This is a genomic window from Vulcanococcus sp. Clear-D1, from assembly GCF_014654725.1.
Classification (GTDB): Bacteria; Cyanobacteriota; Cyanobacteriia; order PCC-6307; family Cyanobiaceae; genus Vulcanococcus.
Genome location: NZ_JACVZV010000024.1, coordinates 161,768 through 185,028, shown reverse-complemented (window position 1 = coordinate 185,028; position 23,261 = coordinate 161,768). Strand labels below are relative to the sequence as shown.

At 63.1% G+C, this 23,261-nt stretch carries 20 protein-coding genes; 11 read left to right on the top strand and 9 right to left on the bottom strand.

Features of this window, described 5'->3' with window-relative positions:
• Window positions 1–50: 50 nt before the first annotated feature.
• Complete coding sequence (locus tag H9532_RS10290; protein WP_296368060.1) at window positions 51–755, bottom strand: hypothetical protein; 705 nt, start codon at window positions 753–755, stop codon at window positions 51–53.
• Window positions 756–821: 66 nt separating this feature from the next.
• Between H9532_RS10290 and H9532_RS10285 the strand changes: the two genes are divergently transcribed.
• The gene (locus tag H9532_RS10285) at window positions 822–1,025 is read left to right on the top strand and encodes a hypothetical protein (RefSeq protein WP_296368059.1); all 204 of its coding nucleotides are present in this window, start codon (window positions 822–824) and stop codon (window positions 1,023–1,025) included.
• 3 nt (window positions 1,026–1,028) lie between these two features.
• Here H9532_RS10285 and H9532_RS10280 read toward each other — a convergent pair whose 3' ends face one another.
• Complete coding sequence (locus H9532_RS10280; RefSeq protein WP_296368056.1) at window positions 1,029–1,862, bottom strand: M20/M25/M40 family metallo-hydrolase; 834 nt, start codon at window positions 1,860–1,862, stop codon at window positions 1,029–1,031.
• Window positions 1,852–3,129, bottom strand: coding sequence for a VWA domain-containing protein (locus H9532_RS10275; RefSeq protein WP_296368053.1), 1,278 nt, complete (start codon window positions 3,127–3,129; stop codon window positions 1,852–1,854). Before H9532_RS10275 ends, H9532_RS10280 begins: the two co-directional genes overlap by 11 nt.
• Before the next feature lie 130 nt (window positions 3,130–3,259).
• Between H9532_RS10275 and H9532_RS10270 the strand changes: the two genes are divergently transcribed.
• Window positions 3,260–4,312, top strand: coding sequence for a hypothetical protein (locus tag H9532_RS10270; protein WP_296368051.1), 1,053 nt, complete (start codon window positions 3,260–3,262; stop codon window positions 4,310–4,312).
• On the opposite strand, the gene H9532_RS10265 is transcribed toward H9532_RS10270, so the two are convergent.
• Entirely contained in the window at window positions 4,294–4,809 is a 516-nt protein-coding gene (locus tag H9532_RS10265) for a hypothetical protein (protein ID WP_296368049.1), read from the bottom strand. The two genes, H9532_RS10270 and H9532_RS10265, sit on opposite strands and share 19 nt — an antisense overlap.
• Window positions 4,802–5,299, bottom strand: coding sequence for a hypothetical protein (locus H9532_RS10260; protein ID WP_296368047.1), 498 nt, complete (start codon window positions 5,297–5,299; stop codon window positions 4,802–4,804). The genes H9532_RS10265 and H9532_RS10260 overlap by 8 nt, the downstream gene beginning before the upstream one ends.
• 179 nt (window positions 5,300–5,478) lie before the next feature.
• Here H9532_RS10260 and H9532_RS10255 point away from each other — a divergent pair, with 179 nt between their 5' ends.
• Window positions 5,479–7,017: a 3'-5' exonuclease gene (locus H9532_RS10255; protein WP_296368045.1), complete on the top strand. Its 1,539-nt coding sequence runs from the start codon at window positions 5,479–5,481 to the stop codon at window positions 7,015–7,017.
• Window positions 7,018–7,031: 14 nt separating this feature from the next.
• Here H9532_RS10255 and H9532_RS10250 read toward each other — a convergent pair whose 3' ends face one another.
• From H9532_RS10250 to H9532_RS10240, 3 genes are all read right to left on the bottom strand, one after another.
• On the bottom strand, window positions 7,032–7,652 hold the full coding sequence (locus H9532_RS10250) for a thermonuclease family protein (RefSeq protein WP_296368043.1): 621 nt from the start codon (window positions 7,650–7,652) through the stop codon (window positions 7,032–7,034).
• Entirely contained in the window at window positions 7,649–8,302 is a 654-nt protein-coding gene (locus H9532_RS10245; RefSeq protein WP_296368040.1) for an HD domain-containing protein, read from the bottom strand. Before H9532_RS10245 ends, H9532_RS10250 begins: the two co-directional genes overlap by 4 nt.
• A 62-nt stretch (window positions 8,303–8,364) precedes the next feature.
• On the bottom strand, window positions 8,365–8,925 hold the full coding sequence (locus tag H9532_RS10240; RefSeq protein WP_296368039.1) for a LysR family transcriptional regulator: 561 nt from the start codon (window positions 8,923–8,925) through the stop codon (window positions 8,365–8,367).
• Window positions 8,926–9,048: 123 nt separating this feature from the next.
• On the opposite strand from H9532_RS10240, the gene H9532_RS10235 reads away from it, so the two are divergent.
• The 5 genes from H9532_RS10235 to H9532_RS10215 all read left to right on the top strand — a co-directional run bounded on the left by H9532_RS10235 (window position 9,049) and on the right by H9532_RS10215 (window position 16,442).
• Complete coding sequence (locus H9532_RS10235; protein WP_296368037.1) at window positions 9,049–11,274, top strand: AAA family ATPase; 2,226 nt, start codon at window positions 9,049–9,051, stop codon at window positions 11,272–11,274.
• A gap of 112 nt (window positions 11,275–11,386) precedes the next feature.
• The gene (locus H9532_RS10230) at window positions 11,387–11,833 is read left to right on the top strand and encodes a hypothetical protein (protein WP_296368035.1); all 447 of its coding nucleotides are present in this window, start codon (window positions 11,387–11,389) and stop codon (window positions 11,831–11,833) included.
• 111 nt (window positions 11,834–11,944) lie between these two features.
• Entirely contained in the window at window positions 11,945–12,088 is a 144-nt protein-coding gene (locus tag H9532_RS10225; protein WP_296368033.1) for a hypothetical protein, read from the top strand.
• A gap of 4 nt (window positions 12,089–12,092) precedes the next feature.
• Window positions 12,093–15,683, top strand: a complete 3,591-nt coding sequence (locus tag H9532_RS10220; protein WP_296368031.1) for a TM0106 family RecB-like putative nuclease — start codon at window positions 12,093–12,095, stop codon at window positions 15,681–15,683.
• Between the two features lie 240 nt (window positions 15,684–15,923).
• On the top strand, window positions 15,924–16,442 hold the full coding sequence (locus H9532_RS10215; RefSeq protein WP_296368029.1) for a hypothetical protein: 519 nt from the start codon (window positions 15,924–15,926) through the stop codon (window positions 16,440–16,442).
• 92 nt (window positions 16,443–16,534) lie between these two features.
• On the opposite strand, the gene H9532_RS10210 is transcribed toward H9532_RS10215, so the two are convergent.
• The gene (locus tag H9532_RS10210; protein WP_296368027.1) at window positions 16,535–17,542 is read right to left on the bottom strand and encodes a hypothetical protein; all 1,008 of its coding nucleotides are present in this window, start codon (window positions 17,540–17,542) and stop codon (window positions 16,535–16,537) included.
• A gap of 152 nt (window positions 17,543–17,694) precedes the next feature.
• Between H9532_RS10210 and H9532_RS10205 the strand changes: the two genes are divergently transcribed.
• The 3 genes from H9532_RS10205 to H9532_RS10195 are packed head-to-tail and all read left to right on the top strand — an operon-like array spanning window position 17,695 to window position 23,260.
• Window positions 17,695–18,873, top strand: a complete 1,179-nt coding sequence (locus tag H9532_RS10205) for a DNA repair exonuclease (RefSeq protein ID WP_296368025.1) — start codon at window positions 17,695–17,697, stop codon at window positions 18,871–18,873.
• Between the two features lie 5 nt (window positions 18,874–18,878).
• Window positions 18,879–21,599: an AAA family ATPase gene (locus H9532_RS10200; RefSeq protein ID WP_296368022.1), complete on the top strand. Its 2,721-nt coding sequence runs from the start codon at window positions 18,879–18,881 to the stop codon at window positions 21,597–21,599.
• Window positions 21,600–21,652: 53 nt separating this feature from the next.
• A complete protein-coding gene (locus H9532_RS10195) occupies window positions 21,653–23,260 on the top strand; it encodes an HIRAN domain-containing protein (RefSeq protein WP_296368020.1) in 1,608 nt (535 codons plus the stop codon).
• Window position 23,261: the final 1 nt, after the last annotated feature.

Genomic DNA, 23,261 nt, shown 5'->3' with positions numbered 1-23,261 from the left:
TGGCAGCGGCGTTGCGGCGAGTCCCATGGGTTTCCCTGTTGTTTATGCACTCAGTGAATAGATCCGGCTCGTTTTCCTATCTGTTCGTCTTGGGGTGTAGTTCGTTCTGTATGTGCGCTCGAGCGCTCCAACAGCAGATCCAACTTGCGGTCCTGCCGCTCCAGGGCCCCCAGGAATCCCACCACCGTGATGCCGAGCAACGCCATCCAGGCCAGGGATGTCCAAGCTGCCACGGTCCAGGGGTTGGGTCCAGGCCAGGGGGGCCTGTCGACCGCTGGGCCCGGCACGCGCCAGCGCTGAGGCCCATTAGTTGCGGGCCCTTGGGGCTCCAGATCGAGCATCAGCCGAAGCAGGGCTTCTGGAGTTGCCGGCACCAGGGCGGAGCAAGCCTCCGTCTCACTGATCCGTTCGGCCAACACCTCCCTACAGCGCTGGATCCCACCACCGGCCCAGAACAGGCCCCACGCCCGCTTATTGAGTTCCAAGGCCACCCAGCGGTGGGGCCGCGCGTCGTTGCGGATCAACTGCGCGGCTTTGGCCAGGGTCCAGCTCCGCCCAGCGGCCACGGAGGGCTGCGCTTCCAAGAGCAGCTTGCCCTGGGGGTCGCGGGTGTAGCCCGTGGCCACCTGCAGGGAGAACACATCGATGATCTGCACCTTGGTGCCCTGCCGCCGTGGGCTGGGTGGCGGCGCCCAGAACACCAGGGCTCCGCGCTCCGTGGCGATGCAGCTGTCGGTCTGGTGGTTGGTTGGCATCGGTGGGAGTTAGGGGCTTGTTGGCTTGCGGGAGGCGGGCATCATGGGCGCCCTGGTCAGGTCGCGATGGAGTCCAACGAACAGACCAATCCCCAAGAGAAGGTGTTGGTCACACTGGAACTCCCGCGGGATGTGGTGGATTGGATTGATGGGCTCAAAGCCCAGTTGGGTTTTCGCGGCCGGGGCGTCATCGTGGCTCAGCTGCTTCGAGAACTGATCCCACCACTCGTAGACGAGGACGACCAGTCAGACGCCGGGAAAGCCGCCTGAGTCTTAGAGGCGGGTGAGTGCCGCATCAAGGCCATTGACCACCTGGCAGAAGAACGGAAGATCAAGCGTGTCGACCGTGTCGCCCATCTGGTGGTAATGCGGATTACGCATATACGAGGTGTCCGTCACCATCAAGGCGTTGTAGCCCTGATCCCAGAAGGGGCTGTGGTCACTGAGGCGTACATCGGGAATGGCGGTGCCGCGGTTGGGTACAGGCAATACCTTGGTTTTCACGTAGCGGCCCATTGCTGCCGATAAGCCAGGGAGCATCAGGCCGGCGGATGTGTTGGCCACCAGCGCAATGAAATCGCCCGTGCTGCCATACACCTGGCGCATGGCTGGATGGGGGTAGGCCTGCTCTTCGCTGGTGAACGCCAGCATCTCCAGGCTCACCATCAGCTTGAGCGGCTGACCGCTTGCCTTGAGCTCACTGGCCAGCGCCTCACTGCCCACCATCCCCCATTCCTCCTGATCAAAGGCCACCAGCCACACCGGCCGCCGAGGCGGCTCTGTCCGCCAGCGCTGGGCCAGCTCCAGCAAGGCGGCCAAGCCACTGGCGTTGTCATCGGCGCCGGGTGAATGCAGTGGGCCGTCGTAGTGCGCACCCACCAGCAGGGGCGAGGCGTTGGCCCGTTGGCCAGGCAGCTTGAGGATCAAATTCACCCCTGCTTCGCCGGCGCGATCGAAGTGGTGCTCCTCGAGTTCGCCCAGCGCAGAGAGCCGGTCGCGCAGGCTCTCCCGCACACCCATCAGCCCGAGCGGATCCCAGCGCGCATGGCGCGGAACGGCGAACTGATGGAGATCCGCCAGCAAGCGCTCTTGCAGCTCAGAAGTCATCGTGGCCTTCCTGATTGCGCAGCTTGCGGCCGCGCGCCCGCATGAACGATTGCGTCCCCATCACCTTGCGCGCCAGTGAGAGTTTGTTTGTGGAGATCAGGTCCAACAACTCACCGAGTAATTTCCGCTCTTGATCGATCTCAGGGCTGCTCTGCGCCTGATCCAAGCTATGCAGTGCAGCTTGCACCGAGTAGAGCATCTGCGTGGAATCTCCCTGATCGAGCTCCTCCATCGCCCGGCGTCGTTGCTTCGCCGTTTGTTGCAGCAACACCTCCCGCTGCACGTCGGGATCCACGGGTAATGCCCGCCACTCTTCGACCTCCACGACGGGCAAGCGCATCACCGCTTCCCGTTGCTCGGGTTGGTCGTTTACATGGATCCACTGCGCTTCCACAGTGAGCAGATCGCGCACTTGCTCCTGTGACTGGTCCTCGGGAGCGATCTGCAGCCGCACGGCGAGCGTGGGCGTGATGCCTGCTTGCAGCGCGCCGAGCTGAATCCAGCTATCCGCCCCGGGCTCCAGCGGGTTATGGATCTGCTTGAGCTTCACACCCTCCGCCAGGTTGAGCCGTAGGCGCAGATCACGCCCCAGGGTGAGGTTCAGGCCCTCCAGTTCCGCGGTGAACACCGCCTCCAGCTGTTGCGGGCTGGTGAGGTGCACCAGATTTCCAGCGCCGGCTTCCGCCATGGCGGTGAGCAGCCGCTCCTCGTAGTCCTCCCCTAAGCCGATGCAGCTGGTGCTGATCGCTTGTTCATTCGCCTGCCCCACCAGCGGCGCCACCTCCGATCGGCGCGTCAGTCCAGCGTTGGCCTGACCGTCGGTGAGCAGCACCACCCGTTTTTGATGGCCCGTGAGCTCCTCGGCCTGGAGCAGCGATTCCATTCCCACCCGCCAACCATCGAAGAGAGCGGTCTGCCCGCCGGAGCGGATCCGGCCGATGGCCGTGATCGCGGCCTCGCTGGGGGCACTGAGGGGAACCACGGTGCGCACCTGGTCATCGAAGCTGATCACGCTCAGTCGATCAGCCGGGGTGAGTTGGCGCACCAGCTGTTGCGCCGCTGCGCAGGCGGCCTTGAGCTTGGGGCCCGCCATCGAACCGGAGCGATCGATCACCACGGCGATCGCAACGGGCTTGCGCTGCTTGCTGACACCGGCCAGCGGCGGTGTCTTCAGCTGGATCAGGGCATCGAGCTCGCAACCCTCACGGCAGATGGCCGGTCGTTCGGGATGGGTGCTCAACACCGTGGTCTGTAAACGGGATTCCATACACAGCTCCTGGCTTGGTTGAACCCACTGTTTCCCGCCTCAGGGGTGATCGAGGCTGATCTCGTGCGAAGGACGGCCGAGCCCTTACTCGCGTTTCTGGCCAGACTCAGAGCACGCGGGCGTTACAGCGGTGCTGCTCAACTTCTTCGATGTCGATACAGCGACAGGCGAGCGCAGCGTTGAACTTCAGGTGGGCGACTACCCCCAGTTGGGCCTTCAAAGCGACCTCCTGGTGGTGTCGGCGTTTCGCGGTCACTACGCCCCGGTGCCTCGCACCCTGCTCGGGCGGCTTCACGAGGCCTATGGGCTGAGTCTGTCTGAGCTCGACGTTGCCCTGGACCTGCGCTCCAGCCCTCTGAAGGCCTGGGTGAGTGCGCCGCTGGACCTGGGTGATCAGGCGCCTCCAAGCCGGTTCAAACGGATTGCTGTTGTGGAGGGTGCCATTGAGTGGCAGGAGGGCGATCTGGTGCCCTGGCCGCCGTTCAACCGTCTGTTTTCGCTGTTGGCGCTCCTGCCGATGCGTGGCATTGCCTGCGCCACGGTGGCTTCACCCTTGCTGGGGAGTGGCAACCAAGGCATTGATGCGCTCTCCCATGTGCCTGAGCTGCTCGAGGCCTATCGCGAAGCCTTTCGCCATTTGCCCGATCTGGAGCGGCTGATCCTGTTCGACAAAACCGATCGCCATCTCAGTGTGCTGGGCGAGGCCATTGATTCGATCCTTGCGCGGGTGGATGCGCAGGACTTGCGGATTCCCTTGCCAACGGGCTTGCCGGGGTTGGAACGGTTGAACGGTTTGCTGCGGGATCGCGTCGATCCACGCCAGGAGCATTCCAGTTCGCTGGCACATGATCTTGGCGAGCTCCTGCAGATCCTGCGGGCCGAGCAGATCGCCCCCATCGCCTTGGGCATTCATGCCCGCCGGGTGGTGGAGCAATTGGTGTTGTACAGCCTGCGTGATGAGCCGGATCAACACCGTTTAAACCTCAATCACGGCATTCGTCTGTTGGCCCAGCGCGGCGCGGATCGCTGGCTGATTAGTTGCCTGCATCAGGTGCGCTGCTTTGGCAACTGGATGGGGCATCCACAGCGAGAAGGGCAGCAACGGCCCGTTCAACTGGTCGACGTGTTGGCTGTGTTGTCGGCCTTGCAGCGTGTGCTGGAGGACTACCCCTGGTCGATTTGATGGGGCGAGCTGGATGGGTTACCCCCAGCGATCACCAGCAGCAGGGCCTCCAATCGATCAAACCGCTGCGTCAGCTTGGTCTCCAACACGGTCAGTCGCTCATCTAGCTGTTCTGAGCTGATCCCCTTGCTTGCGGCTGTCGTTCGGGCAGCTACGAGGGGCCATGCGCCGCTGCGGCAGGTTTGCTCGATGACCAGCCAGGTGGGCTTTTTAGGGGCTTTGCCGATCTGGCTTTCCACCCAAGCCTGGGCGTCTGCCACCTTGCCGAAGCGTGCTTTCAGCGCCTTTTGATCGCATTGCTCCGCTGGCAACAGCCCCGCTGGAGCCAGGCACGCGGCGGTGGCATCTGCCTTCACGCCGGCTTCCGGCACGGCCACTAGGTCATCCGCTATCTGGCGCACTCTGGCGTTCTGTTCGCCGATCGTGCGGAAGAGCTCGGCATCGCTCTTGGCCATCCGGGCCATGAGCTCCGCAAAGCGGTCGCTCAGCTCACCCATTGGTTTGGTTCTTGCCGCGCAGGACTGCGCGCATGCGTTCGATCAGCTCGCTGATCTTGAAGATCGACCAGAACCCCGCCTCCTGTTTGGCGTCGTCGAGGTCTTGCAGCAGTTTGTCGAGCGCCTGTTGCTTGCTGTCGAAGGCCTCGAGTTCTTGGTGCATGTCCTGAGCAAGGCGCATCGCCTCAGCCTTCTCCTGGCCGATCAGCACTAGGCGCTCCTCGTATCCCCGCAGGGTGGTGAGGAAGCGCTCCCTTGCCTCGCTGAACTCCCGCGAACGCCGCAGCAGCTGACCGCGTGAACGATTCAACGAGATATGGCTATTGCGCAGAGCCTTGTAGTGGTGCTCGATCTGTTCGGGGCTCAACCCGGTGAGGTCGCGGGGGAAGTCCTTGATCGGGCGAATTCCTTTGCACTCCACAACGGGCTGGATGGCCCCGCTGTCGTTGATGGTCAGGTCGGTGCTGGTGTCCGTCGGTTGGTCGCTCAACGCTGATTCCCTTCGGGGCCCGGTGCTCAACCGATCCTTTGTATCACCGCCCCTCGAACGACTTTGCAGCTCACTGCGTCGAAGTATGCGTTCAGCGCATAGCTCTCGATGGTTGGTTGTGATGACCGGCAAGGCCGCTCTGAATAACTTGAGCAGGCGGCTTTGGTGGATCGAGTGCAATGGATGCTCTAACGCTGGCCGCCCTCGTCACGGTGGCAGCCATCGCCCTATTGGCCTGGTGCATCTGGGCGCTGCTGCAGCCCCCGATCAAGCGCCAGCAGTCCCATACGGGTTCACTGCGGCAGCCGCCACCGCCTCCCGCCAAGCCCGCTACGCCCGCCGTTGCTGCGCGTCCACCAGCGCCGCCGCCGCCGGCTCCAGTGCCGCCGCCTCCACCAGCGCCTGCAGTTGAGAGAACCCCTCCCCTGGTTCATTCCCTTGAGGCTGAGGTCACCTACACCAAGGCTGATGGCAGCACCAGCGTTCGTCGCCTCACCCTCTACAGCTACAACCGCCAAGGCGACATCCCTTATTCCCTCAACGCCAGGCAGGAGGGGCAACAGGTCACCAAGCAGTTCTTGATTGAGCGCATCAGCAAGTTGGTGGTGCTGGGCGACCCTTCCACCTCCATCACGGCTGTGGAAGACTTGCGCGCCTGGATTCCCCTCCGCATCCGAGAGAAGGGAGAGGCGCCTGCTCGCCAACCTGCCAATCCGCAGCAACGTTCTCCCGCTGCACCGGCCCAGCCGATCTCGGCCCCTGCCCCGGCGGTGGCGCCCCCATCTTTGGCCTCCTTACTGCCGCAAGGTGCCAAGGGCTTTGCGGTGTTTGATCTGGAAACCACAGGCACCGCGCACAGCTCCCGGATCGTGGAGATCGCTGTGGTGAAACTCGAAGCGCAGGGACGCATCACCGAGGAGTGGGAAACCCTGGTGAACCCAGGCGTTCCGATTCCCAACGCACAGATCCATGGTGTGAGCGATGGGCATGTGGCTGGTGCTCCAGCGTTCGCCGAGATCGCGGGACTGCTCGCCGCCAAGCTTGATGGACATGTTCTGGTGGCCCACAACCTGCGCGCCTTTGATCTGCCGATTCTCCGGGCACACTACGAGGCGATCGCGGGCGTAGAGATCGAGTTTGGGGATGGCGTGGACACCATGCCACGTTCGGGTGCACGCAAGCTGAAGGATGTTTGCGCCCAATGCGGGGTGGACCTGGCGGAGGCGGATGCGCACTCCGCGATGGGCGATACACGCGCCTTGGCGCGGGCTTTTCGCCAAGGCATGGCCCATGTCACGGCGGCGACCGCCCATGTCACGGTCACGACCAATGCGTTGTTGTCAGCGCCGGCCCCCACGCTGACGCGGGCGATGGTGGCTTCACCACAGCCCAGGTCCTCATGGGAGCCCATGCAATGGACGCTCGAGCGTGATCAGAGCTTTGCCGCCTCTGGCCCTAAGAGCACCAAAGCTGATTCACCCATTCACCGAGGCCGCGATGCCTTGGTGCAGCTCGGTCTCACGTACAAGAAGGTGAATGCGATTCCCAAGCGCAATCCCCCTGACTTTCTGCTGACCACCAGCCTCGAGCTCGACAACACCAAGATGCGCGATGCACGGGCCAGTGGGTTGCCGGTTGTGCTGCTCAGCGACATCACAACGGCTCGGCTCGGTTCCTCGCTGCGAGCTTGGCGTTGGCGGGGAGACGATCCGGAGTAGCGAGCTTCTCCTGCTCAGCCCCTCAAGCTTTCACAGGCCTCCCCGTCTCCATCCCCATCGAGATAACGGTGCCCCTGCCGCAGCAACACCTGGGCCTGGGCATAGGAGCCGATCTGGCTGCAGGTGTAACGCCGGCCAGCTGGTGCGCTTGAGCTTGAGCTGGGTTGGCGTTGTCTGGAGCGGTAGTCCCAGGGCCGTGTCAGTCCACCGCTAACGCCCCAGACCCCAAGCCCCTTCAGTCTGGCCTCTGTTTCCAGACGCCCGTAGGTCTGCCGGTCGCAACCAGCGATGTATTGCCAGTAGACAAAGGCCACGCCGGAGGCCACCAGGGCCTGGTTGAGGTTGCGGCCGCCGCTGGTGAGTTCGGCTACGGAGCGTCCGTAGCGATCGGTGGCCTTGATACGCAGCTCCACGCTGCTTCCCACTGGCGCCAGCGTTTGAAGTTGTTGCCGGGCCTGAACACCAAAGGGTGCCTGGCTGGATTCCGGGGCATCGATGCAGGCCAGGCGCACGTTCACGGTGCGGTTGCCTTCACGCACGCGCAGGGTGTCGCCATCGCCGATGGAGAGCACGGTGGCCGTCCGGGTCTGGGCGAGCAGGGCAACGGCTGCCAGCGGCAGGGCCAGGGTGATCACGCGTCTCCTGCTGCCAAGCGCTCCGCATACCCCGCCGCCCACACCGCCGGCGCCAACCCGTCGGGGACCAGCCGCCGATAGCTCTCGCTGGCAAGCACCTCACTCACCGCCTCACCGAGACGTTCCACCGATCGACTACCCGGTAGGCGGCGGTTGAGCTGTTGATGCATCCGCAGCAGGTACCAGGCTGATCCCTCCAGCCCGGCGTTGAACTTGCTCCACATCGCGGGATCGCGGCGGGCATCGAGCACCATGTCGCCGGCGTTGTGGGCCTTGTCGGCCGCCGTCACCAACAGCGAGGCCTCTGGCTTGTCTTCCAGGGAGGCGATGTAGCGGGTCTTGCGCAGCAGCCAGGGCTCCTTCTCCCCTCCTGTAGGCGTGCCGTTGGTGTCGGTGCAATCACGCACGATGTCGGCCACGGCGCTGCCAAAGCGTTCGGCGATGGATGCGTGGCTCTGGCCGGCGTCCTCGATGGCGTCGTGCAGCAGGGCGGCAATGGCCTGGTCTTCCGTGCCGCCGTCTTCCCACACCAGGGCGCTGACGCTGATCAGGTGGGAGATGTAGGGGATGGCCTTGCCTTTGCGGCGCTGATCCCGGTGGAGCTGCTCAGCCCAGAGCAGGGCTTTCCCGTAGCGGGCGCTCACGCTCATCGAAGCCTTAGCCGAGTCATCACCATCCTGCGGCGCTTCGGCTTGTTTGGGTTGTACGGCGCTCACGGCAACTCCATCCAGCCGCAGACGCGGCTGCAGATCTCAAGCACCAGCGGATCGCGCCGGCAGATCAACACCACGGCGCCGTTGCGAGCGCTGCGCACCTCCACCAGGGCCAGCGATGCGGCCACCTCAGCGGAGAGCTCTGGCACCTCTTCCACGGCGATCGCATCAAGCAGCTCCAGGCTCAACAGCGGCTGCCACTGCTCCTGCTGTTGCCGGCCCAGGCGGATCCAATGCGCCCATGGCACCCCGGTGAAGGCAGCCTCCAGCGCACGGCCACTCCCGATCCGCAACACCCCACCGGCCAGGCGGTGGTGGTTGATGCCACGTCGCAGATACGGGATCCAGGGGGCATCGGCAAAGCGCCGCCCCAACGGCGCATCGCTCTGGCGCGTAAGCCCGAGGTCGCGAGCGACCGAGCGGTAGCGGCGGCTCACGCTCGGTTGCGACATGGTGAGCAAGTCCGCAGTGGCGGTGGTGCTGCCGGTGAGCTCGAGCAGATCGAGCATCACCAGATCCCGTAGGGACGACGGGATTCGGTAGGGGGTTGTGCCGTTCATGCCCAACAGCCTTCCGCCTGCCAAGGGCGCCAGCGGCGATGCTCGTGCGATCGACGGCAATGCGGCAGTGGTGCTTCGCGCGAGCGGGTTCACAGCGCGATCCGCTGACGCCAGGATGCAGCGATGGATTCGCTGCCCCTGCGCTGTCATCTGCTGATCGGTCCGCCGGGCAGCGGCAAGACCACCTTTGCCCACCGTTTGGCACCGCTGGCCGCAGGCGAATCAGGCGAGCCCGCCTTGGTGCTCTCTACCGATGCGATCCGCCAGGAGCTGTTCGGCGATGCAGCGGTGCAAGGGCCCTGGGATGAGATCCGCACGGTGTTGCAGGAGCGCTTGCAGGCCGCGATCGCAGCCGGCCGGCCGGTGATCATCGATGCCACCCATGCCCGCCGCCCCTGGCGCCTGCTTTACACGCAGGTGCTGCGCTACGCCCGGCCGGTGGAGTGGATCGGCTGGTGGCTCACCACCCCGCTTGATACGTGCCTGCAGTGGGCGCAACAACGCGAGCGCCCGGTGCCAGACGCGGTGATCGGTGAGTTTCATGCCGCGATCAATCACAAGCAGTTCGGCCCGCACCGCTCCGAGGGGCTGGCGACGGTGGTGTGCCTGAACCCCGCAGCCGGTGAAACCGATGCCGCCACCATCAGCCGCCGGCTGCAGGGGTTGGATGGATCGATTCGCAATGCGCTCAATCGCGACAAGGCCAAGGCGCCCTATCTGCATCGCTACGCGCGGCTGGTGGATCTCGAGCGCCTGCTCTTTCTGCTGCGGCTGTTGATCACGTTCAACGGCCTCGACCGCAGCGACCCCGCCACAGCCTCAGCCCTGCAGGCGCTCTGCAACCCACTGCCGGAGGGCGATCTCGCCGAACAGGCGGCTGTCTACCTGAGCTGTTGGCGCGATGTCCATGGCGGAAATAGTGAGGTGTATGGCGATGTGGAGGCGCTGCGCGCTGATCTCGCCTGGCTGGAGGCCAATGGCTTCACTCGGCTCGATTGGAGCAGCCAAAACGCCATCGAGCTGGGCGATGAGCGGCCTCCCGCCGATAGCTCCTGCCATGGCGGCAGCCCCGCCCTGGCCGACCGGCGTCAGTTCATCCGGGTGTTCACCCTGCTGCGCCACATCCTTCAAGAGCCGTTTGATGCGCCGTTGGACGGGGATGACGCTCTCGCTGCCCAGGGCACACCGCTCTATCAACACCTGATCGATCGCCTCAGCGACATCCCCGGCAGTTATGAGGCCAACCAGGAGGCCGTGCTCCGCAACGACCTGCGCCATCTGCTGCGGCCCTATGGCTTCTGCCCCGAGATCAAAGGCCGCCCCGATAGCCAACGCAGCGGCTTCGCGATCGGCACGGCGTTGCTCTCAGCAGATCAATTGCTGGAGGTGCATGGCCTGCTCAAGGAGTCGCTGGAGCGGTTGAGTGATGCCTCCAAGCAGCCGCTGTTGGAGGGGCTGGAGGAGCGCTTGCGGCGAGCGGGGCTGCTGCAGGCGGAGCAACAGCACCAGCGGCTGAGCAAGCGTGCCCTCGCCCATCGCTCCCTCACGGAGGCCAAGCCCGGCACCTTGGCGGCCAGTGAGCAAAGCCAGCGGCTGGAGCGCGCCATGCAGCAACGCCGCCGGGTGTGGTTGCGGCATCTGCCGGATCAACCCACTGAGGCGCAGCGCCTGCGCGGTGACGACGGCCGTTTTCGGGCCTGGCCGCTGCAGCTGCTGTTTCACAACATCAGTTGGTATCTCGCCTTTGAAACCGAGGCGATCGGCTATCCCCAGGGGCTGATCCGCACGCTGCGGCTCGATCGGCTGGTGTTTCTCGAGGAAGACGGCCAGGTGCGCCGCACTCAACCCAGCGATCACGACGCCGCCATGGAGCGGCTGCAGCGGTTGCTGGAGCTCTGCGGCGGTCTCTATTTCGGATCCGACCTGGAGGCACAGCTGGCAATCACGGCACAGGCCAAGGGCGCCCGCTTAGCGGGGCAGGATTATTTCGAGCGGCTGCGCTTCAGCTGTACGCCGCGGGTGTTTCAGCTGATCCGCGAAGAGCCCGGACGTTTCCCGGCAGCTTGCACGCGCTATTCCAAGCCAATCCCAGGCCATGCCGATGGGCCCGCCGGACCCTTAGACGAACTGGAGCCCAATCCGATCAGCGATAACCATCCCTACCCGGTGGAATTGCAGCTGCCCCGCTGGACCGTCGCGGACGATTGGGACCTGCGCAACTGGCTCTTCCGCTGGGGAGCCGGCATCCGCATTGAGGCCCCGATCGCTCTGCGCGAGCTACATCAGCAGATGGCGCGTGATGTGGTGGGGGTGTACGGAACAGCCCATTCCTCCATGCCCAAGGGCTAGTTCAGAACCGACCAGGGGCCGACAGCGCTTGGTGAGTTAGCCGTCGTTCGCACGAGAGTCCGGAAATTTGGCGTCAAGCCTGTGAGGCTGGTTTCAGAAGCCCGGAGGAACGATGAGTCAGTCCAGCGACAGCCCCCGTCAGCCCGCTCGTGGTCGCTACCGCTTCTGCGGTGGTCGCTTCGTGGATCCCAATGAGGGAGTGCATCCCGAGATGGTGGATCTCGATGCGGCTGCTGCCGGCTCGAGCGGAATCCCCGATAGCCCCGACGCCCTGATTGCCATGCAGGAGAACAAGCCCGAGCGCCCCGAGAAGCCCGAGCGCAGCCATAGCGCCAAGGTGAAGCAGGTGCTCGATCTGATGGACAAGCTGGAGACCAGCGCCGACGACGACCAGCAGATCGCACTCGCGATCCTGCGGCAGTTGGAGCGCTTCCACGACGGTGTTGTGGAGGAGATGCGCGACGACAAGGAGGCCAAGCACAGCCAGATCGCGGCCTGGGCTGTCGACGCGGACCGGCTGATGCACTGCCGCATCTTTCTGGAGAGCATCGATCTGTGAGCAGCATCAAGTCCGACGTTCGTCCCGCTTAGCTGAACGTGCCGAGGTTTTGGCTCGCACCGTGATCAATCAGTCCGCTTACATCAATCGCCCTTTTCTCCAACAACAACCATGAAAGTCAAGGTCACTCTTTATATTGCTGGCAAGGTATTTGATGAGGTTGTGCAGGCCCGCGATTACGCCGATGCCCGCCTCACCGCCCTGGCCCGCAACCCCACGGCCCGCGTTGTGGGTGTGACAGCCGTTTTCAACTGAACCCATGGTCGATCGGCGTATCACCCCCTCCCAGCTCGCCCTGTTCAGCCGTAGCCCGGTGATCGGCGCCTGGTGGGAAGAAATCCATGCCACGAACCCCCAGCGGGCACCGCGGCCTGAGGCCAAGGCGCTCGATGAACTCCTGTTCGATGCCGGCCTGAAGCACGAGGAGGTTCTGGTTGAGCGGCTCAAGGCCGACGGCAAAACCGTGGCCAAGCTCGACGGACAACAGCGCGACTCCGACTACACAGCCACTGAAGCGGCGATGCGCTCCGGCGCTGACTACATCTGGCAGGCCTCGATGCGCAACGACGAGATGCGTGGCTCGGCTGACCTGCTGGAGCGCATCGAGCAGCCATCCAAGTTGGGCCCCTGGAGCTACATCCCGATCGAATGCAAGCTCTCCAGCCACCCCAAACCGATCTATCTGGTGCAGGCCTGCGCCTACTGCGAGCTGCTCACACCAATCCTTGGTGAGCGGCCGGAGCAGTTCAAGCTCTACCTCGGTGGCGCTCAGTTCCAGACCTATCGCAGCTCTGAGTTCTGGAGCTGGTACGAGCAGCTTCGCCAGCGCTACCGCGATTTCCGGGCCGGCTTCGATCCCAGCCAGGAACCGGAGGATGCCCCCGGCGATCACGGCCTGTGGGAGCCGTTCATCCAGGAACGCCTCGAGGCCAAGCGTGATCTGATCCTGGTGGCCGGCATGCGCCAGAGCCAGCGCCACAAGTTGCGGGCCGCTGGCATCACCACGATCGATGCCCTGGCCAGCTGCCCAGACGATCAGTGGATTGAAGGGCTCGATTCAGCCTTGTTCACTCGCCTGCGCGATCAGGCCCAGATCCAGGTCGCCAGCCAATCGCGCACTGACGATCGCCCGGCCCATCGGGTGCGCCCACTGGAGCAACAGGCGAAGGGTCTGGCGATGCTCCCGGCTCCGGATGCCGGCGACATCTGGTTCGACATGGAGGGTTACCCCGATCCGGTGAGCGGCGAGAAGCTCGAATACCTCTTCGGTGCCTGCTACCGCGATGAGCAGGGTGAGCTCAAGTTCTTGCCCTGGTGGGCCCATTCGCCCGCAGACGAAAAGCAAGCCTTCTCCGACTTTGTGATGTGGGTGGAGAAACGCCGAGCGCGCTATCCCGATCTGCACGTCTACCACTACGCCAGCTACGAAAAAACAGCCCTCGGCCACCTGGCATCCCGCCATCAGATCCTCCAGGCCCGGATCGACCAGTGGCTTCGCGAGGAACTACTAGTAGATCTGTATCCCATAGTGCGCAACGGTCTGCTGATCGGTGCCCCCAGTTATTCGATCAAAAAGGTTGAGCGCCTCTTTGGAGATGCCCGCGAGGGTGAGGTGGACAACGCAGCGGATTCGGTGGTGCAGTACGCCGAATGGCGCAAATCGGGCCAGAGCAGCCGCCCGGGACGCACTGCTGATCACAGCCCACTGCTCCAGGATCTGCAGGACTACAACGAGAAGGATTGTCAGGTCACTGAGGGGCTTCACCGCTTTCTGCTGAAGCTGCCCCTAATGACCCAGCTCACGCCCCGTGCGAACAGCTGGGGCGCGGCGGCACTCGAGACGGAAGGTGACGATCGGGCCAGCGCCGAGCGCGAACGGGAGCTGGAGATCGCCGCCCGCAGTTTGCAGGAGGAGATCCCGCAATCGATTGAAAACGCTGATGTCATCGGTCCCCGCGGTCTGAGCTGGCGGTCTCACCAGCTGCTCTCGCTGCTGATCGATTTCCGGGGTCGCGAAGACCGGGTCAGCTGGTGGGAGTTTTACAACCGCCTGAATGGCATGACGCGGCAGGAGCGGGAAGAGGACAGCGAGGTGATCGCGGCTGCCACGTTCGAGAGTTGCGAGGCGGTTAAAAACTCCCAGCACCACCGCTATCGCTTCAATCCCGGTCAACCTCTCAAGCTGGCCAGCGATGGCCGGGCGTTCAGCGTGGCCATCGTGCCCCTTCAACCACACGAGGGCGGCTTCAGCGACGGCGAGCCTTTGGGCGATCCGGCGAAGGGCAGCCGCGCTGTTGGCTTCAGCGCCGAGCTGGATGCTGACAACCCCGGCGCGGTCGTGCTGCCTATTGGGGCAAAAAAGCGGGCCAGTCTCGAGGCAATGGGGCACAGCGGCGATGTGTTGCCACGTCACGCCGACCTGATTCCCTTCCCCTTCCAAGTGCGCGGCTACCTCGACAATCTGGTGCGTATTGCTCAGAGCTGGGTGTTCGAGGGTCAGCCGCTACCACCGGCCCTGCGGCACCTGCTTGAGCGGCGTCCGGTGGCAGGGCTCAGCGCGTTGAATGAGCGCATCCGTCGCCAGCCAGAGATAACCGCAGTCACACTGTCTGGATTCCTGCAGGATGCGGACGGAATCAGTCTTTCGCTGCAGGGCCCGCCCGGCACCGGCAAGACCACGGTGACCGCCGACCTGATCGCCCGGCTGGTGACGGCTGGTCAGCGTGTGGCCGTGAGCTCCAACACCAATGAGGCGATTTGCAATCTGCTCCACCGCACCCAGCTTTGCTTGGACGACTGCGGCAATAAGGCTCTTGTGGTGAAGGCTGCCACCACCACAAGCCTGAAGGCTGATCAGCACGCCCTGGCCGACACCGCCGCCCGGGCGCTGCTGGACAAGCCGTTGCTGGCACTGCCCGCTCCGCCGGCCGTTTTGGGCGGCACGGTTTACACCTTCGTGAAAGATGCGTATGACGCCCCATCCAGCGCTTCTCAATCCAGCTCAGCGCTATTCGACTGGCTGGTGATTGACGAGGCAGGCCAGGTGTCACTCAGCAATTTGCTGTACATGAGCCGCGTGGCCCGCAACATCCTGTTGGTGGGCGATCAGCAGCAGCTCTCTCAACCCAACCGGGCCGCCCATCCGGATGACAGCGGCCTCAGCTGCCTGGATTACGCCATGGCGAATGAACCCGTGGTGCCGAAGGATCGCGGTGTGTTTCTCGCCACCAGCTGGCGGATGCCGCCTTCACTCACTCAGGTGGTGTCGGAGTTGTTCTACGCGGGTGAACTGCAAGCGGCTGACGTGAATACGTCGAACCTGGTGCAGTGGTCAGGCCAGGCCCAGGGCCTGGTGTTTGAACCGGTGGAGCACAGCGGCAACAGCACCGCCTGCGAGGAGGAGGTGGAACGGATCGCCGACCTGGTGGAGCAGTTGCACGGCCAGCCCTACCAGCGAGCCCGGCGGGTGAATGGAGAGATGGTGGTTGAAAGCGGCGTGTTGGGTCAGAAGCAGATCCTGATCACCGCCCCCTACAACCTCCAGGTGAACCGCCTGCAGAAGCGCATCGGCCATCTGGCCCGCATCGGCACGGTGGACAAGTTCCAGGGCCAGGAGGCGCCAGTGGCGATCCACTCGCTCACCGCCAGCGATGGCGACAGCGCTCCCCGCGGCCTCGATTTCCTGCTGGATCCCAACCGCCTCAATGTGGCGATCAGCCGGGCCCAGTGCCTTTCGATCGTGGTGGGATCACCCGCTCTGGCAACGGGGATCAGCAACAGCATTCAGAACGTGCAACGGCTCAGCCGGCTGTGCAGCCTCATGGCCGCGACCCACTGTGAGGAGGTTTGAGCGATGACGGAAACGATCGGACTGTTTGTGCACTACCGCCCGGTGGTGTTGGCTCTTCCGGCTGGGGGCTGCCAAGCGGTTGCCGCTTATCTCGGGTCCGACAATCCCGATCTGTTGCAGCAAGTGTTGGATAGCGCCGGGCTTCTCTACCGCCATCCTGAACTAGGCCCAGCTGTTGCCAGCTTGTTGGATGTTGAGCCAGCCGAAACAACCCTGGGCGGTGTACTGCACCAATCGCTGATGCAGCTCAATGAGCTGACCCACCGGCCGCAGGTGTTTCAGTGGAATCCTCGAGCGCAGGTGGTGGTTGAACCCATCAGCCTCCAGCTGGCGTCGAGCGGTGGGGCGGAAGTTATCGAGCTGGATCTCCGTATGCGCTCGGAGACGGCCTTGTTGCCTGGTGCGCACTGCCCACCGGCCCTCATCCACAAACTCAAGGAGCAGGGCAATCTCTGGTGGGCCTATGGCAAGGGCGAAGAGCTCGATGGTCGAGAGCACGACAGCATGGATTCGGCTGAGGAATCCGAGTGGGCAAGCATTCTCGAGCAGATGGGCCTGGCTCATGTGCGGCCAGTCGAGCTGGTGAGGGCCCTCGATGAGTTTTCAGATTGCGCGATCGACTTCCGCTACAGCGATGGCTTCCTGAAATCCATGGCTCAGACACTCTCCATGCCATTGGAATATCTCGAAGCCTGGCAGGCAGAAGGAGACGAGGTGATTGTTGATGTGGGTGAAGACAAGATTCAGGGGTTTTGTTGAAAACCTCTGAGCCGTCCCACACAATCATCTCTTGAGGTGTAAACCAAAGCAATCGTCGCCAAAGGCGGATAAGCTAAATGCCAAGATTGGATCTAGAGCTTTGGAATAGATTGGTACAGCGCATCGATGAGCTCGAGTACCGGAGCAAACCCTTGTCTCTCGTCGGAATCTCCATCTGGAAATACAAACGTCAGAATGGGTAGCTGGAGCGGATCAAAGACCTCATCTTCAGCGTCGTCGTCGATGACTGTCGCCCACTCGTCTTCGATGATTCCATCGGGCTTCCAGCGTTCTCCACATCCAAGGCACAATAAAAAGCGATCAATTTCACGCCTAGTCACATTGCCCCGTTGATAGCTCTCAGCCATCTGTTCCCTGCTGATCAGTTCCCATTGCTCTGCAGGATCCCCTCCTCTTCTGATGCCTAGCTCCGCTAGTTGGTGCTCCTCGAGCAAATCGGTCCATCGAAATGAATCGCAGTCACCTTCTTCGGGATCCGTGAGCTGATGAGTTAGCTCAAATGCATTGCGGTAGTCAACGGCAGAGAAATCATTGACCCTGATACCGCCGATGTCAGTGATTCCATAGGTGATAATGCCAATGAAGTCGGTATCGCATGGGTAGCACTGCGGCGAAGAATCGCTAATTTTCTCCGTTATGGCAGCAGCTATTTCGTCCTGAGCAAGTTCGCCTGTATTGACCGGGCTACGTGGGATCGAGTCCAGTGGTACCCACGCATCCGAATTGCCGAGGAAAGTGGAAATAGACCCTTCGGAACGGAAGTTGACATTAAGACTCTTGCCGTTTGGGAGACATGCTTCGATCGTGTGATCCACGTGTTCAGTGGTGAAGACAACGATGCTCTCCCCTTCAAGCAGCGCTTCGCCGTCCTCGCCAGCTATCGCGAAGATGGTTGAAAGGGCGGTGCTCGCTACTTCCTCGGAAATTCTCCCCGATGTCGCTTTTTGGTATGCGGCCTTGGCGAGAGGGCACAGAATTGGCAACCCTGGATCGTCGCAGGCTGCAAGCGCTAGCTCTGAGAGTTCATCTTTGGTTGCTTTGCCCAGAATTAGAGCAAGGTTGATTGCTCGAGTTTTCACTTTAACTTGACCGTATTGCTAGATTGTAGTCTGCCCGCAAGTTGCCGGATGATCTATGCGCTTGATGCATAATATTGCATCAGAGTTTTGGTTCGACTGATCCTGCTTGTCGTCAAGCAAAATATGTTTCTGGTTGAGCGGTTCACCGCCTCATGCGCTTTATCCACACCGCCGACTGGCAGATCGGCAAGCCCTACCGCCAGATCAGCGATGAGCAGAAGCGCTTCAAGCTGCAGCAAGAACGCCTGACTGCCATCGGCCGGATCCGCGACGCCGCCCGGATCCAGTCGGCGCAATGCGTGCTGGTGGCTGGAGACCTCTTCGATTCCCCAACCCCACCGACCACGGCCGTCCTTGAGGTGCTTGAGGCCATCGGTGAGATGGAGGTGCCGGTGTTGGTGATCCCGGGCAACCACGACCATGGCGCCCTGGGCACGGTGTGGCACCGCGACGACTTCCAGCGCCACCAGCGCCAGATGGCTCCGAACCTGCAGCTGTTGCTGGAACGGAAGCCCGTTGAGCTCGAGGCGGCTGTGGTGCTTCCCTGCCCTTTGCTGCGCAACCAGGACAGCGCTGACCCGACCCTGTGGCTGCGGGGGCTGGATTGGACTGCGCTCCCTGCAGACAAGCCACGCATCGTGCTTGCCCATGGCGGAGTGCATGGGTTCGGCGGTCGCGAATACGGCCTCGATGAGGAAGCCCAGGCCGGGGCCAACAACCTGATCGACCTGGATGCCCTGCCCACGCATCAGCTGGACTACATCGCCCTGGGCGACTGGCACAACCTCAAACAGGTAACGAGCCGCGCCTGGTACCCCGGAACGCCAGAGCCGGATCGCTTTGACCAAGGCGACGACAACCAACGCGGACAGGTGCTGTGTGTCGACGTTGGCCGCGGCAATGACCCGCAGGTGCAGACCATCCCCACCGGGCGCATTCGCTGGCACAACATCTCCTTCCGCTTCAACAGCGACGACGATCTCGATCGCTTTGAGCGCCAGGTGGATGAGCTCACTGCCGGACGGGTGGCACGGGATTTGTTGCGCGTTGAAGTGAGTGGCACGCTCAGCCTGGCGGCCCATCGCCGCTACAACCAGATCGTTGCGGACCTGGACAGTCGCCTCCTGCGCTTGCGCCTCAAGGGGGTGTGTCAGCAGGCTCCTGAAGCGGCCGAGCTCGATCAGCTCACGGGCCGTTTGGAAGACCCCCTGATCGCCCGTGTCGCCGAGCAGCTGCAACACCGCCTGCAGCGCGAAGACGATCCCGACTCTGAACAGGCCGCACTTGCCCGTACCGCTCTATGTGAGCTGTTCCGTTTCTCAACCCGCTGATCGCCATGCGTCTTCTCAGCTGCCAACTGCAGAACGTGAGGTTGCATGGCGACCTCAGCGTTGCCTTCTCGCCGCGCATCACCTTGATCGGTGGTGCCAACGAAACCGGCAAAAGCACCTTGGTGGAGGCACTCCACCGCGCCCTCTTCCTCAAGGCCACAGCAACCGGTACTCCCGTTGAAGCGCTCCAGTCGCGGCTTCATCTCGGTCAACCCACCGTTGCGATTGACTTCGAAGCCAAGGGTGACCGCTGGACCTTGCGCAAACGCTTCAGCGGTGCATCAGGCCAGGTCTCTCTCCTGGCTGAATCCAGCGGCCAAGCGCTGAATGGCGCCGTGGCCGAGGAGGTTCTGGCTGAACTGCTCGGCGTGAAGGAAACCCTCGGTAGCCGTCAGGCCACAACGGCTCTCCCGACCCGCTGGGCTCACCTGTGGGTGATGCAGGGTGCCGCCGGCGACAACCTGCTCGAGGCCGGCAAAGCCCACTACGACTTCGATGCACTCCTAGCGCAACTCGAGCAGAGCGGAGGAGCCGCTGTGCAGCAATCCACCCATGACCAACGGGTGGCGCAACGGATTGAAGCGGCCCTCGAGGAGAACTTCACCACCCGCGGCGTGAAGAAGAACTCACCGCTCTGGCAGCGGCGAGAAGACCTCGATCTCGCGGAGATCGCCATGGCCCGGGCCTTGGAGGGCCTGCAGGATTACGAGGAGGCCAGTGAAGAACTGGCGGGCATCGTTGAAGAGCTGGAGCAACGCCAGAACCAGGACCTTCCGGCCTTGGAGCAACGGCGTCTGTTGATCACCCAGGGCGCTGAAGCCAGTGCCCGACTCGACGGAGCCATCGAGCTCGCCGCCAAGGCCCTCGAGCCGCTGAGGCTGCGGCATGACGCAGCTGTGCAACAGCTGGCCGCCATGGACCAGCTGATCGAGCAGTTGGCCGACACCGAGCGCCGGTGGAGTGCTTTGCAGGAGGCGCAGGCCGGCGCTGATCAGCAGGAGCAGAGTCTTCAACAAGAGGTCGATGCCAAACGGGAGGCGCGCACGCGCCTGATCGCTCAGCGGCAACAACTTGAGCAGCGCCATCAACTGCTTCAGCTGTTGAGCGAGCGCGCTCGCAGCGTGGAATCACTGGGCCGGCTGAGCCAGTCGCTGCAGATCGCCGAGCAGGCCACCGCCCGGCGGAGAGAGCTCGAGCAACAGCTCGCCAGTCAGCCAGCGGTGGGGCGCACCGAGCTCACTGCCCTGCGTGAGGCCCATCAGCGCTGGCGCGATGCTACCACGCGCCAGGAGGCCATGGCCGCAGGCGTGCGGGTGTTGCGCAGCGATCAAGCGATCCGCATCGATGGCCAGCCCATCGGGCCTGGCGAGCAACGCCAGCTCAGCTCCACCTTTGAGCTGCAGGTTGGCGATGGTGTTGCCCTGGAAATCACCCCCGGAGGCGGCGCTGCCCTGGGCGATCTTCAGGCGCAGTGTGAGGCCGCCGAGATGGCCTACAAGGCTGCTCTCACATCCCTTGGTGTGGCCTCTGTGGAGGCTGCAGAGCAGTTGGCGGAGACGCGAACGGGGCTTGAGCAACAACTGCTGGCGCTTCAGGCTTCCGATCAACAGGATGCGCAGGCCGTTCAGGCCGATGTTGAGCATCTGCAGCAGCGCCTGGGTGAGCTGGATCTCGCGCTGTCGGCTCTGGCGGATTGCCGCTCCGATCTAGAGCAGGAGGGGCCATTGCCCGAGGCCGCGTCAGCCCTCCAGGAACGGCAAGCTTTGGTCTCACAGACCCTCACCCATGTGACCGGTGCCTGCGTGCAATCGGAAGCCGAACTGGACGCAGCCCAGGGGCAACTGGAATCGTTCCGCACAACGCGCCTGGAGCAGGCCAGTCAATTACAGGTGGCAGAAGCTGAACGGCTGGATCGTCAGAGCCGCCTCAGTGCGTTGATGCAGACCCATGGCAACCGCGAAGGACTGGCGGAGCAGTGTGCTCAATGGGCGCAGCAGCGCCAGGAGGCGGAAGCCGCTCTCCAGCAGCTGCAGGCTGAACGGGCAACCCTCGCCAGCGGTAACCAGGAGCAAGAGCTGCTTGATCTGCACGCGCAGATTGAGGCTGTGCAGCGTCAGATCGAGCAACTGATCGATCGCCGTGGCGCAGCCAAACAGCGCTGCGACAGCATCAGTGACCAAGACCCCTATGCAGCGGTTGAGCAGGCACGGGTGCAATTGGAAGCTGCATCGACGGACTACGAGTCGATCAAACGGCTCACCGACGCCCAGAAGTTGCTGCAGCAGCTGTTCCTGGAAGCCCAGGCAGATCTCTCAAGCCGTTACAGCGAACCGCTGGCCTTGGCGATCGGTAGCTATCTCAGGCCGCTGGTGCCCGATGGCCCGGTGGCCCAGCTGAGTTATGACCAGGCCAAGGGATTCGGTGGCCTGCAACTCAGACGCGGCGGCGAGTTCTACGACTTTCAACAGCTCAGCGGAGGGATGCGCGAGCAGTTGGCGGCTGCGCTGCGGCTCTCGATGGCTGATGTTCTCAAAGGCAGTCACGACGGCTGCCTGCCGCTGATCTTTGACGATGCCTTCACGAACTCCGATCCCGATCGTGTTCAGCTGGTGAAAACCATGCTCCAAACCGCTACCGAGCGGGGTCTGCAGGTGATTTTGTTGACCTGTGATCCCACGGCCTATGGAGCCTTTGCGGATCAAGTCGTCGACCTCACCGCTGCCTGATCACTGCTCAAATCGGCTGTTCTTAGGCTGGTGATCTGATCCGTCGGCCCTGGATGGCTCCCAAGGGAAATCTGTTCCAGCGGCTCCAGCACCTGGATGATTCGGGCAGCGCTGAACGTCAGGCTGCCCGCCAGAAGCGGCAGCAACAGAGCAGCGGTGAGATCCTCACCACCTTTCTGGCGTACAAGCTTGATCACGCTGCCGAGAAGATGGCGCTTGGGATCGCGATTGGCGACCCACTCACCCTCCAGCACGAGCCTGAGAACCAGTGGGATGCCAACGCGGTGAAGGTGTTCTGGCACGACCAGTGGATCGGCTATCTCCCCAAAGACATGGCGGCTTTGGTAGCTGCCGAGGTTCCTGACGCCGCTCAGGGCCTGGAGGCTGTCGTGACCGGACTGACGACGACCACCCAGCGCGACGCCTTCCGTCTGCAGATCTCAATTCCGATCGCCAAGGCCAGCCGCCGGCTGCGCTCGCTTGGGGTGACCAGCGCCTTCGCCTGGGATTTCGATCGCACCACCGGCCCAGACAAGCTGCGGCTGGTCGTGAACTGCACCGAAACGGCGTTTCGTGAGCTCCAGGAGTTGCTGGGCGCCAGCTACGACGTCAGCAAATGCGGCTACAGCTATTACCCAGGGCAAGACGGCCGCCACTACCCCTGGTATCTCAGCCTCACTGATGCCAACGGCAAGGCGCCCGAGGATCCCGGGAAGGTGGAGCAGCTGATCCGTTCGCTGTTCGGCGTGCCCAGCGAGAGCACGCGGGTGCGCGAACGGCAGGAGCGGCTCACAGAGCTTGAGGAGAAGCAGGAGGACATTGCCAAGCGACTCGAGGCCAGCCGCAGCGAAGAACGCCGTCTGCGCCGGGAATACGAGTTCAACAAAGGCGCCTGGGAACGCCGCACGGAGAAGGCACAGGAGCAGGGTGATCAGGCCATTGAGCTCGCCAACACGGTTGAGCAGGAGCTCAAAGAGCAGCTCGACCTCAAAGAGCAAGAGCTCCAGTTGGTGCTCGCTGAAAACCAGTCCCTTGAAGATCAGCTCGCGCAGACGGGCAACCAGCTCGACGCCCTCAGCCTGCAGCTGGAGTACCTCCAATACACAAGTCCCGCGAACGCGGCGGACGTCCTGGTGACGCCGTGGGCTGATGAGTCGGAGACGCGGCAACTGGCGGATCGTTTGCTCGCCAGCCTGCGATCACTCGCGGCCCATGAGCGGCTCAAGCCGCGGCAATGCCTGCAGCTGGTGCATGAGGAGCTCTGCCCGGGGCATCTGTTGGTGTTGGACAGCGCCTGGGCTTCTGCGGATCAGGCCAAAGGCTTCGAATTCGGCGGACAACTGTTTGAGCTCCTGTGGCTGTTGGCCACCGGTTTTCGGCAACGCAAGCTCGATGGAGCACCCGACATGATCGCCGGCCAGGTCTTTGGCTCCAGTGCCTATGCCCCCCGTGAATCCCAGACCATTGAGCGCAATCCTCAGGCCAGACGCGCACGAACCTTCAGTTATCAGGGGAAGACTGTCGAGATGTGGCAGCACCTCAAGATCGGCTCAAAGGACTCAGAGAACCGCACCATTCGCGTTCATTTCTGTTGGGATCCAGATCTGAACCAGGTGGTGATTGGGCATTGCGGGAAACACCTGTACAACCCGAGCCACTGAG